The sequence below is a fragment of the Ignavibacteria bacterium genome, assembly GCA_041649015.1.
In the GTDB taxonomy this organism is placed as follows: domain Bacteria; phylum Bacteroidota; class Ignavibacteria; order Tepidaquicellales; family Tepidaquicellaceae; genus CAIKZJ01.
Window position 1 is genome coordinate 167,823 of the sequence record JBAZNU010000001.1, and the last position, 12,889, is coordinate 180,711.

Consider the following 12,889-nt stretch of genomic DNA (forward strand, 5'->3'; position numbering starts at 1 on the left):
TTCAGTCACCTTGTACTCAGATTGGTCTTAAATTGGTCTCGAAAAATATTCCTGTTTTATTGTCCGATTAGTGCTCACTGCTTTTTATCATAAAAAAAGCCCGTAAAAACGGGCTTTCAAATAATTTTAAATCTTTCTCAACTGTTTACTGACCACTGTTTACTGATCACTGATTATGCGTTCTTTGCATCCCGACTTGTCGGGACTGATTACTTCACAAGCATCATACGCTTTGTCTCGGAAAAATTCTCCGACACAAGTTTGTAAAAATAAATTCCGCTGCTAAGATTATCACCTCGGAATGATGCCTCGTATGTTCCTGCATTTAGATTTTTATTTACGAGTACTGCAACCTCCCGTCCGAGAGCATTATAAACCTTTAGGGTTACAAATCCATATTTGACAATCCCAAAGGAAATCTTTGTTGATGGATTAAACGGATTCGGATAGTTCTGGCTTAAATAATATTTATCAGGAAGTTCGGAATTATAGTTAGTAATGCCAAGCAACGAACCGTTAAGCTCCCATGTACCGCGCCCGTGAGTCCCGATGCGTAATTTACCTGATGCTGAATTATAATCCATATGCATCGCCACTGTGTTAGGAAGACCGTCCGCGAGTTCAGTCCAATTTGTTCCATTATTGGTTGTCATAAAAACTCCAACATCCGTTGCTGCAAGAATAATGTTTGTGGCAAAATTCGGATAGTAGAACATACCGTCGTTTATCGGAGAATCAGGAAGATTTCCGTAAATGCTGAACCAGTTCACTCCGCCGTTTGTTGTTTTGTGAATTTTATTACCGCCGAAACCGGACATCGTAACGAGAGCAACATCAGAAGAATCAGGATGAATATAAATACTTGTTATTGTCTTATTCGGTAAACCTGAATTCGATAATGCGAATGTATACCCTCGGTCGTTTGATTTATAAACAGAGCTTCCCGATGTAGCATACATAACTTTTGTGTCAGATTTGCTTATTGCCATCTCACGTATTGTCCCCGATGTGCCTGAGGATATTGCAACCCAGGACGATCCCATATTTGTCGATTTAAACACCTGCCCTCTCGCAGTATAAAATATTGATACCGAATCCGGATGTGCTATAATCGGACCGACCCAGGCACCTGAACCCGTAAGACCGGTTGTTGCACTCGACCAGGATTCCCCGTTATTAACCGACCTTCTGACACCGTTATTCTGAGTCTCGCCTAACACGTAATTTGAATTCAACGGATGGAAACATACCTCTCCTCCGTCACCGCCGAAAGCAGCATTCCAGTTTGCAGTACCTTTCGTTCTTTGTGTACCGTTGTCTTGAGTACCGCCTGCAAGATGATTAGCGTTTGATGGGTCAGAGGTCATTCTGTAGAACTGTGTTAAAGTCAATCCGGCATTTCTGTTCATCCATGAATCGCCTTTGTTTGATGAATACCATATACCGCCGTCGTTAACTGAAATACACACATTTGAATCGGTTGGATGGAAATCCATGTTGTGCTGGTCAACATGAACGTTCCCGCCTGAATAACCGTTTGTGTTGTTCACAAAAGTGTTACCGTTTGTTGTTCTCCATATATCTATCGAGCCGACGTAAGCTATATTCGGATTAAAAGGATTTACGTGCATGTAAAAATCGTACCATGCCTGTGAACCGCTGAAATCAGTCCCCACGGATATCTGCGAATAATTCAGTCCGCTGTCTGTCGATTTGTAAACAGTAATTGAAGAACCTGAATATTTTGATATATAAAGAACATTCGGAAATGATTTACAGATTGCTATATGATTTCTTGTTCCCATACCTGGTGTAAATGTAACAGTATTGAAATTTGCACCGCCGTCGGTTGACATCTTGTATGATGTTCCGGAACCGACTATATAAGCCTTTGTTCCGTCTGGGGAGAATACAATGTCATCACATCTTCCGCTTACAACAACGGACCAGGTTAAACCTGCATCCGTACTGACATGAAGACCAGACGTACCGAGGGCTGCAAATAAAGTATTCGAATTACCGGGTTTAATAACAAGCCTCGAGAAATATGAACTGAAAGGTAAACCCGCTGTAATGCTTGTCCAGCTTTCTCCGCCATTTGTCGACTTTAGCAGTCCTCGTCCGTAGTATGAAGCACCGCTGTATGTGGCTTCTCCCGTACCGTAGTATATGATATTCGTATTATTCGGATCAATCGCAAGTGCTCCGGATGAAAGAGACACTTCAAAGTCAGATTTTGAAACCCAGTTTAATCCGCCATCTGTTGACTTCCAGATTCCGCCGTTTGCCGCACCGACATAAATGATATTCGGGTTTGAAGGGTCAAACTTAACGGTCACTATTCTTGATGAAATATTTCCATAATCGAAATAATATCCGGGTGTAGGTCCAAGGTTAGTCCAATTTACAGTTGGATAGGAAACTCCGCTTTCTCTCCGCAGTTTCATTTTTTCATCAAAAGCTTTCTGATACGCACCATCCGGTATAAAATTGTTGGGATACATCCGTTGCTCATGAAACCACCTTTCACGGTTAAAAGCCTTTCGTGACTTTGTGTAGTCGTCCGCTTTATCATATACATTGTTTGGAATATTTAGATCCTGTGCTGTTATAACCACAGGTATAATGATAAACAGTAAAAGAACAAAATACTTTTTCATTGCATTGTAGCTTAATTTTAAAATTGATATTTGTCTATAAAATATATAACATACACGAATAAATAAAGTTATGATTAATTCCGATTTTGAGCTTATAAAACTGAACAGAAATTTCGATAAAGCAAACTCCGTTCTTGATGATATTCTCGACGGTAAATGTCCAAGCATGAATCTTCTCGATTCTCTTTACGGAGTAAAGAAATCGAGGGCGATTCATTCACTAATAAAAGAATTTCTTGTGTCGGGTAATTTTTTCAACAGAATCAAAAGAAGAACCGACATAAACGCTCCTGCGGAAATCACACTCGCAAGAAGAGAAATTGAAAACGACCATAACTATCAGAAGATACACTCAGCAATACTGCTTAACAAACTACCCGACTTGAAACTACTTGAAACGTTTTACGGTGAATATTCAACATACGTTAAAAATATAATAACCCTGTATGCCCAAAAAAACCTCAGAAGAAAATGTGAGATAAGCGCTGCTTCTCACCTGAACCGTGTTGGAGCATGCGTTTTCCAGCTGAAGATGAATGATACAGGTAAATACGACTACAGCTCCACAGCAGTCTTGCACGATTCAATAGAGGACCTGCTTACATTAACTAACTTGAAATCAGGAGAAGGAATTGATGCGGACGTTTACAATAAGTTTATTGAAGAGTATATACCCGCAGACCTTCAGCAGGCTGTAAAGATTCTGACAAACCATTATGACCTTTTAATATCATATATAAGAGAAAAACTGCTTGATGAAGATAAGGCACTTACAAGAAAGAATATACTTGCTGAACTTGAATCAATAGAAATACATAAGCCTGCTGAACTTATAGTCTATGTGCAAAAGATGATAGAACTTCTTGCTGAAGCTGATGTAGAAGAACACGACTTTGAGGGTATTAAATGGGAATGCTACAGAAACCTTTATCTCGAGGGGATTGCTCATACAACTTTGCTAAATGACGACCACAGAATATACGAAATAAAAGGTGTTGACCTGTCGGATAATTCTCACGGTAAAGGCTCTCTCTCTGTTGACGCAAGAATTAGGAACATAAAGAAAAATCTGATGTGGGGAATAAAAGGTTACGCTATGCAATCGACATGGAAACCTTTCAATGATCATATTCAAGAGATTGTACAGGATACACTCGAATCGGCACAGTATATTATTCTAAGTGATTTGTTAAAACCCGATTCGTCTATGGATTTCATGATGTCAACACTCCTTAAGATAGAAAAACTCGAAAACGTGTTTTTTGTGAATTAGTGAGAATGTTATTCTTAAGAGAAAATGATTTGAAAACTCTCGATTAAGGCTTTATACTTTTAAAATGATTTTCCCATTGATAAACAACTTCATCTTTTTAATTTCATCAGTGTGTATAATCATTTTGCGTGCAATTGGCAGTGAACTTATTTAGACGTAAATCAAAAATCTAAATCCAAAACAATCCTATAAAAAACGCAGATATTAAAAGCGTTATTAATATCCATACTCTCGATACAAAAATTGATAAACTTATATTAGGCGAAAGTATTTTATTTCTAATTAGGGTTAAAACTGGTATGCTTTCTTCTTTAAGAATTCTAAACACATTTTTCACCGAGTATATACATATCGCAAAAAGCGAAGCCATTAATCCTGCACCAACACCATTTAATGAAAGCCCGAAAGCATGATTCATGCTCCATGTATTGTGATTTACCAGAAGTATTAAATTTATAAATATAATAAGAGGAATACTTGTATAAAGTCCGTATATTATTATTTTAGACACACTCTCATCTTGTTTTACAATCCAGATAAATGATATGTTAATAGCAATCATTAAAAAATAAAATATATACATAATAAAATTCAGTCCGGTGATTGATTCAATTCTTTCCTGCTCGTCAATATCTGGTATTATAATTAGAGTTTCAAAGATACTGCTTGAGTAAATTGACTTGAAAGATAATGTTGATTTAGAAGGACTACAGTGACTTTCGTTCATAATGTGTAATAACAAATATACAGTAATTATTACTACAACACCAATAGGAGTGGCTTTATAAATATTGTTCAATATTTTTGTTTTAATAAGTGTAAGAAACCGAACTCAACAAGAATAATGCTTAAAAAAAGAATAACCGCATAATAAAAAACAAGTAGGAATACCATCTGATTAAATGAAGTTAAATCATAGTTAAATTTAACAAAAAGGCGGACTTTCGTCCGCCCCCCTGTCTATATCGCTCTCTCTTTGCTTTTCACTTTTTTCTACTTACCGTTTACCTGATAAGCATCATCTTCTTCGTCATACTATAATCACCACCCGATGACTTTGCCGTTATCCTGTAGAAGTATGTTCCGCTCGATAAATTCGATACATTAAATTGTTCGGTGTAAAAACCCGCTGTTCTTACGTCATTTACAAGCGTTATAACTTCCCTGCCTGTTATATCATAAAGTTTGATATTCACTTTACTGTCAAATGGAAGTGAGAAGTCAACCTTTGTTACAGGGTTGAAAGGATTCGGATAGTTCTGACTCAAATCGAACTTAGTAGGTAAACCTACCTCTACTGTATTTGATAGTGTATGATACTCGAAGTTTCCGTTGTTATCAATCTGCTTCAGACGGTAGTTGTACTTTCCGCTGTTGAGCTTCTTGTCTTCAAAAGTATAAGTTATATTTAAAGTTGAATTTCCTTTTCCTGCGACATAACCTGCTTTAATCCATTGTTTATCTCCTGATAGGCTTCTTTCAACTTCAAAACCAGAATTGTTATTTTCACTTACTGTCTCCCATGTGAGTATTACATCTCTACCCTTGAGTGATGATGTGAATGAAGTAAGCTTAACCGGAAGCGGATTGTCACTATCCGTAACTGTGAACGCGGAGAATGTAGTTAAACCATACACTTTAATCGTATTATTTGCCGTATTCAATTCATATTGTCCGGGTCCTGTTCCTTCTGTAAGGTAAGGCACCCATGTAACGCCATTGTCGTCTGATTTTGCAAGTCTAACTTTATCCTCAGCACTCACTGTACCAAGTTGTGACTCAGAATATGTATAAGTTATATCGTATGTATAACCGGCTCCACCTGTTTGAGTGACAGTAAAATATCCATTCATGAATTTTTCACCTGCTTTTCCACTCGTTCCGGGAGGCGGAACACCCGGATAATTAATTACATCCAGGTTTGCTATCCCGCCTAAATTACTGAAGTTTAAATCAAGTATGCTTAATCCATTAACTGTAACAATATTTGAACCGGTTACTGGTGGTGTTATCGAAACAGGTGTCGGAGATACACTCGGTTGCCCAAATTCATACGCTCCGATATCCGGTGTACCTAAAGCAACCGTTAAAGGTCTTGGATTACCTGCATAATCGTTTGTAATTTCTGCAATATGGGTCCCGTTATTGTAAACTGTCCAACTGTTAGCATTCGTACCATCCGGAATTAAATTTGTTGATGATGTGAATCCGGGATATCCGCTTACTGAATAAGATTCTCTTGTCGGTCCTACTGCTGCTTTGAAATCTGCAAATGTTTGATATGAGGTTGTTCCGTCGTAAAATATTATATTGCTCTCACCCGGTGTACCAGCATAAAACAAATTGTTATTTGATAAATCAGAATAATTATTCAAAGTTGTTCCGCCCCTTCTAAATGCACTGGCTATACCTGTTCCCGATGGCACGGAGGCATTTACTAAAATATTGTTCCGCATATCGAGTGTAGCCATTGTTGACGTTGTAAACGCTGAATCATAAACACAAGTCGTCCAGAAATCAGCACCTCCTGTCAATGCATTCAAATATATTGTGTTATAATAGATACCTATATTTGAAGATGCAGTTTTTGATGATATACTGATTCCACGAATCGCATCAATCTTTGGACTTGTGTAATTAGAATTTATACCATAAATCAAGTTATTATATACTTTCACATCAACTCCGCCGGTTATATTTATTGGATAAACCCTGGCTGCGACTGTAGCATTAAAGTTGGATATTGAGTTACGATACATATTTATAACGCCGCTTCCACTGATAGTAAACGCAGTAGCGGTACCTGTACCGTAATTCACAGTAATATCTGAAATGTTATTTTCATAAACATTTGCAGTGTCAACCGAACCTAAAGAAAACAAAGAAACGGAACCCAAATTGATAGTATTATTTCTTACCGTATTTGAGTACACATTCAATGTTAAATTAGAAACGCCGTTAGTTAACGCACTAAACACTCCAGAACTGCCGTGAACACAATTCTCTATTGTATTGTGATGTATGTTCAAAGTACTGGTTGCATCACCGGCATTATTTCCAAACGCATATCCTGCTCTTGATCCTGCTGTTGTAAATGTAAGTGTATTATAACTATAGGTTATCGTAGCTGCTTTTGTGTAACTTGAATAAATTGCATAAAAGAAGCAAGTACTCGCTGCACCGCCGCCCGCTGTGTTGTTTATGTTATTATAAGACGCAATAAAATTGTTACAAAAAGAAGAATATATTGCATAGCAAGAACCCGAAGTACCACTCCACTGAAAATCTTGTATTGTGTTACCCGCTCCTTCCTTCCCAATAGTTATGTTCTGATCGTAAAAATCGTACGGTGACGCATGGTTATATCCCTGGATATAAATCCCCTGATTTACATTCTGTATTATGTTATTACTTACCTCAATATTTTCATTTCTGCCGCTGAAATCCGTCACTGTTACTCCACCATTAGTACTGGCGGTCAATGCTGTAGGTCCATTTGATATGTGTATACCGGCTACCACGTTGTATGTAGTACTTTTTAACATTGTTATAGTACAGTTCTTAATTATGACGTTTTGACATCCATCGGTTCCGCTTGGTTTATACGTGTAATAACCGTATTCTATCTTGGAATCACCCGATTGAACATCTACACCGTTGAATGTTATATAATCCGTACCGTTAATTTGTATTATTGCATCTCCATCACCTCCAAGCCCTGTAGTTGCTTTAGTTCCTTCATCTGTTCTTGTAATCTTAGGATTATCACCTGAAGTAGATTTATCCCTTTGGAAAATAATCATATTTGAAGACGTTCCTGTTGCGGTTATTATCAGAGGCGCAGTTATACTTTCAGTAAATCCAGCTTCAATATTGAAAGTAACACCGCCGGCTCCAACACCACTCGAGTTGAGGTCGGTAATTGCCGCTGTTATAGTTGAGTAATCCCCTCCCGCAGCTTTTATTGTTTTCACGCCCGTCAGCTGCGCTTCAGCACTTTGTAAGAATAAAACTGCGGAGAGCATTATAGCCACTATGAATAAATAAAATGTTTTCATTTGTTATTCAAGTTTTAATAGTTTTAAAAATATTATTTTATATCTTTGTATTTTATAATTACTTACATATAACGTCACTTAATTAACATCATTTTTCTTGTCTGAACAAAACTTCCACTTGTTAGTTCGTAGAAATATAACCCGCTCGAAATATTCGAGGCATTGAAATCAACTGAATAGTTTCCGCTATTCTTCACTTCATTTACAAGTGTTGAAATCTCTTTACCGAAAATGTTATAAATTTTCAATGTCACCAATCCTGATTTCGGAATTGAATAATTAATACTTGTTGTCGGGTTGAAAGGATTTGGAAAGTTCTGTTCAAGTTTATATTCTTTGGGCGTTTGTAAATTCACGTTCGGATCAATTGCGTTAGGTCCTATATCTACTCCATAATTAACAATATAAGCATCCTGTCCCTGAACACCAAACGGATTTGCCGTAGTACTGTATGTTCTCTTCTTCCCCGTAAGATATGTGTGGCCATGGATGTATGATGCCGAACCTGAAGCACCGCGATGTTCAAGCTGAATTATTAAACTTTTCGTATTGTCGTATACAAACGGATGATCTAATGTGAATACAAGCCAGGTCAACGGTGTCCCGGAAAGAGATACAGTTGCTCTATGATAAACAGTATCCATTGGTCCTGTATAAAAAGCACTTGTTGGTAAATCGTTAATCGTAGCCTGACCAAGCATAAGATTTACTTGATTATAAGTGAACGGACCAAAATTTTTAGCTGTAAGGATGTATACTTTTAAGATACTTCCGCTCGGTGCGGGTGTCGGATGATTTAAATCTCCGGATCTTGAAAGCCATTGTACCATCCTGCCTGCTCCAGTACCGAGAGGGAATGTGTTACTACCGGGGTTAGTATCATTGTAATTGTAAAAGCTCGGGTATTGGGCAGAAACACAAGCTGTTATAACAAACAGCAAAACAAATAGATAACTTCCTTTTTTCATTTTATTCCTTTTTTAATTAATAAGTTTATTGAACAAAAAATATGTTTTTAAAATTATGTTTTTACTATTTAATTAACACCATTTTTTTAACCATTAAAAATCTGGCTGATTCAAGTTTGCAGAAATATACTCCGCTTGATAATTTTGCCCCGTTGAAGGATACTATATATGTCCCCGCATTTAATCTGGAATTGTCGTAATATGATTCGACTTCTTTTCCCTGCATATTATATATCTTTAATGTAACATTGTCAGTTTGGGGAATACTGAATTGAATATTTGTAACAGGATTAAATGGGTTTGGATAGTTCTGTTCAAGAATGTAATTTTGTGGAAGATTTATACTTTCATTTATTCCGGTTGCGATTCTTTCATACGCTCCTAAATCGGGTGTGACAAGATGTCTCGGAATACTATCGTAATCAAATAAAATACTAATTGGTGTTGTAATAGGCAAACCCGCATCATCACACTGCGATGGACTATTTAAGTGTAAATTATACGGTGGAGTTATTACATTTATGAACGGAGGATTTGTGCTTATAGAAAGACTGTCTTTCGGAGTTATTAAAGCTTTATATTCCGTTAATGTCTGCAAATTGTTGGTGCTGTCGGTGTAAATTAACCTGTTTATTCCGGGAGTCCCGGCGTAAAAACAGTTGTTATTTGAAATATTAATATTATTAAATATACCCGCTCCGCTTCTTCTGAATACTACTGTTTTACCTGTACCATTTGGTTTGGAATGATTCACAAATATATTATTTCTCATATCTAGAGACGCTGTGGTTCCTGTTGAAGAGTAAGCGTGATAAATACATGAAGTTCCGTAATTTTCACCAACGGATATTGTGTCTTTCAAATAAATTGTATTATAATAAATCCCTATGGCAGAATTCACAGTGCTCGATGTTATACTAATTCCTCTTATAGCGTCAACATTACTTACTCCTGATAATCTTAAATCACTTATTAAATTATTGTATACGTAATCTGTCGCACCTCCCTGAATAGATATGCCGTATATAGATTGTACAGTCCCGGATAAATCATGAATCTTATTTCTGTGAATATTGCATAATACACCACCACTTACTTTAATTCCAATTAAACTTTCACCGAGCGAATTACAATTTATACCGGTAATTATATTATTATATAAATTTACTGTACCATTACTAATACTAATTCCCTCAATTTTTGCAGTACCTGTGGTGGTACTATAATTTGAGATGTTGTTGTTATAAGCGTTTACTACACCGGAATTAAATAGAAATCCATAACAGGTTCCGCTGCTTGAATTAACAATATTGTTTGAAATTGTATTATTGTACACATTTGCACTATCTACAGAGCCGGGAGCAATCAATGTAGAAGCACCATTATTAATTGTGTTGTTGTTGATTAAGTTAGAGTAAATATTAAGTGTAACAGAGCTAACTCCGTTATTTATTGCACTAAAACCTCCCGAATTACCTATGACACAATTCTCAATTATATTGTTATGTATATTAAATGTACTATTACTATCGCCGGCATTATTTCCTATTGCGTAAACTAACCTCGTCCCCGAAGTTGTTAAACTCAGTGTATTATAACTGTATGTTGTATTCGCTGCTTTTGTATAACTTGAAAATATTCCATAGAACCAGCACAAACTCGGCTCCCCGCCTCCTGCTGTATTAAATAAACTATTATATGAGGCATTAAAATTATTACAGTACGCTGAATATATACCAAAAGTTGATCCTCCCGTACCCGACCACGAAAAATTCTGTATTGTGTTTCCTGATCCCGATATTCCGATTTTTATATTTTGATCGTAATAATCGTAAGGAGCAGTAGTGTGTTTATATCCTGATACATAAACTCCATGATTGACATTAATTATCGAATCGCCACATACAACAATATTTTCATTTCTCCCTGTGTAATTCGATACAGTAACACCTGTATTCGAACCTAAGGAAGTAGGTCCGTTTGAGATATATATTCCAACGTTTATATTACTAACAGTACTTTTAATTAAGGTAACAGAACAGTTTCGAATGGTGTCGTTTTGACATCCATCAGTTCCACTGGGTTTATAAGTATAGAATCCGTATTCAATCGTTGATTGAATTGCTTGCACATCTATACCGTCAAATACAATATAATCAGTTCCATAAAATTGAATAATACCGTCTCCGTCACCCCCAACCGATGTGGTTGTTTTAGTTCCTGCATCTGTTCTGGTTATTTTAGGATTTGTACCGGAACCGCTTTTTTGAAATATTATAGGGGAAGTTGTTGTTCCTGTCGCAGTGATAGTTAACTGAGCGCTTGTACTTTCAGTATATCCTGCTGTTACATTAAATGTAACTCCACCACTTCCCACACCGTTTGTATTAAGGGCGTTTATAGCGGATGATATTGAAGCATAATCACCGGGGATGGTTTTTGCTCCGGATATTGGTTGCGATTTTACATTTTGTGCGCAAATAAAAATGAGAAGTGAAATAGATGTAATTATAAAATTTTTCATTTCAGTATTTTTGTTTAATAAATGAGGCGTATATTTTTATAACGCATTTATATTTAATAATAATAGAACCTTTCAAACCTTAAATCTTTATAGAGACAATTAATAACGAGTATTTTTTTTGATAACATATATTATTACCCCTCTTATGGGTAATAATATATTATGAATATATCTTATTGTCAATGTAAATGGAACATTATTACTTATGGGGGGGGGTAATAAAATTTATTACTCTATCTGTGGGTAACAGTAATTCGCTTACATTTTTATAATAACAGAAATATTTCGTTTGTAACGGTATTTGGGAGTTAATGATATATTAGTTTATCCGGAATCAACATGTTGGAAATTAATTCTAAATAAATTCTCGGTTTAGTTTCGAGGGATTCATAAGCAGCTAAAATGCTCTTTTGTTAATAATATTAATTAGAGTATTTATTTATTACGCTTTATAGAATTGTACTAGTATTCTCAAGCATAAATATTATTTAAATGGAAGTGATTTTTCCCATAACCAGTTAAATAACATTTTGCATGTTAATGCAAGCTCATGATGTTCCACAAAAATCATTGTAATATTATTCGATTCACCGAATTTTTGAAGTAGCGGGAAGATAACAGTTCTTTCGTCACACACGACCATTTTTATCGGGAGGGATGCGATTAGTCTTGCTTGTTGCCCAAGTTTTATCTGGTGCCGTAAATATTTCTGAAGCCATACTATCTCCATTAGCTCTTTCTCTTCATAAATATTCCTGCAAATTACTCCCCTTTTAATCAATTTTGCTTCTTCTTTTTCTTGCTCGGATAATCGTTTAGAAGTATCACAAACATATGGACCTTTGTTAAATGTCAAAAAATCATACTTGGTCTTTTTAATTGCCTGAACATACTTATTTTGTATTTGAACTTTGTCTCGAAACACTTCAACAAAATCCAGAGGACCAACAATATCTTTATTCTGCTCATAAATTGGTGTATATGTGCTGATAAGATTTTCTAACGCATCAATTTTTTTCTCTATCTCTGTTTGATACTCATTTTTAAATTCATTGAGTACCGTTCTGAATGCTGTCTTAGGCTCTACTGCTCCGTAATACTTTTCTCTCCCCGAGCCCCACTGTGTAACAATTCCTCTGGCAACCATTTTTTGTAATACTTCATACATTTTTGTTCGGGGTATATCTACTGAATCCTGAAGTTCTAATGTTGTAAATCCTTTCCTGGTAAGAAGTCTTATATAAACCTTTGCTTCTCTTTCGGTGAGCCCTAGATTAATAAACATTTGTATCTGCTTTCTGTTGTCGCGTACCATATTCTAATTCTTAATTTATTTAAAATAAGTTATGAGTTTAAAAAATAACTTAACCAATAAATATTATTTTAAATTCAAGACCCTGTCATAA

At 36.0% G+C, this 12,889-nt stretch carries 7 protein-coding genes; 1 reads left to right on the plus strand and 6 read right to left on the minus strand.

Going from position 1 to position 12,889, the window contains the following annotated elements; translation table 11 throughout:
• Window positions 1–209: 209 nt before the first annotated feature.
• A complete protein-coding gene (locus WC644_00640; GenBank protein MFA5010435.1) occupies window positions 210–2,660 on the minus strand; it encodes a T9SS type A sorting domain-containing protein in 2,451 nt (816 codons plus the stop codon).
• 70 nt (window positions 2,661–2,730) lie between these two features.
• Between WC644_00640 and WC644_00645 the strand changes: the two genes are divergently transcribed.
• Window positions 2,731–3,933: a hypothetical protein gene (locus WC644_00645; protein ID MFA5010436.1), complete on the plus strand. Its 1,203-nt coding sequence runs from the start codon at window positions 2,731–2,733 to the stop codon at window positions 3,931–3,933.
• A 169-nt stretch (window positions 3,934–4,102) separates the two neighbouring features.
• Here WC644_00645 and WC644_00650 read toward each other — a convergent pair whose 3' ends face one another.
• The 5 genes from WC644_00650 to WC644_00670 all read right to left on the minus strand — a co-directional run bounded on the left by WC644_00650 (window position 4,103) and on the right by WC644_00670 (window position 12,798).
• Window positions 4,103–4,732: a hypothetical protein gene (locus WC644_00650; GenBank protein MFA5010437.1), complete on the minus strand. Its 630-nt coding sequence runs from the start codon at window positions 4,730–4,732 to the stop codon at window positions 4,103–4,105.
• Between the two features lie 205 nt (window positions 4,733–4,937).
• Entirely contained in the window at window positions 4,938–7,991 is a 3,054-nt protein-coding gene (locus tag WC644_00655; GenBank protein ID MFA5010438.1) for a T9SS type A sorting domain-containing protein, read from the minus strand.
• A gap of 74 nt (window positions 7,992–8,065) precedes the next feature.
• Entirely contained in the window at window positions 8,066–8,959 is an 894-nt protein-coding gene (locus WC644_00660; GenBank protein MFA5010439.1) for a T9SS type A sorting domain-containing protein, read from the minus strand.
• Between the two features lie 64 nt (window positions 8,960–9,023).
• Complete coding sequence (locus WC644_00665; protein ID MFA5010440.1) at window positions 9,024–11,483, minus strand: T9SS type A sorting domain-containing protein; 2,460 nt, start codon at window positions 11,481–11,483, stop codon at window positions 9,024–9,026.
• A gap of 484 nt (window positions 11,484–11,967) precedes the next feature.
• Window positions 11,968–12,798 carry a helix-turn-helix domain-containing protein gene (locus WC644_00670; protein MFA5010441.1) on the minus strand — a complete coding sequence of 277 codons (831 nt, stop codon included), beginning with the start codon at window positions 12,796–12,798 and terminating at the stop codon, window positions 11,968–11,970.
• Between the last annotated feature and the right edge of the window lie 91 nt (window positions 12,799–12,889).

What these genes read in the sequence shown, in the direction of transcription:
- WC644_00640 (MFA5010435.1), bottom strand. Translation starts at nt 2,660, where the DNA reads ATGAAAAAGTATTTTGTTCTTTTACTGTTTATCATTATACCTGTGGTT.
- WC644_00665 (MFA5010440.1), bottom strand. Translation starts at nt 11,483, where the DNA reads ATGAAAAATTTTATAATTACATCTATTTCACTTCTCATTTTTATTTGC.
- WC644_00660 (MFA5010439.1), bottom strand. Translation starts at nt 8,959, where the DNA reads ATGAAAAAAGGAAGTTATCTATTTGTTTTGCTGTTTGTTATAACAGCT.
- WC644_00670 (MFA5010441.1), bottom strand. Translation starts at nt 12,798, where the DNA reads ATGGTACGCGACAACAGAAAGCAGATACAAATGTTTATTAATCTAGGG.
- WC644_00655 (MFA5010438.1), bottom strand. Translation starts at nt 7,991, where the DNA reads ATGAAAACATTTTATTTATTCATAGTGGCTATAATGCTCTCCGCAGTT.
- WC644_00645 (MFA5010436.1), top strand. Translation starts at nt 2,731, where the DNA reads ATGATTAATTCCGATTTTGAGCTTATAAAACTGAACAGAAATTTCGAT.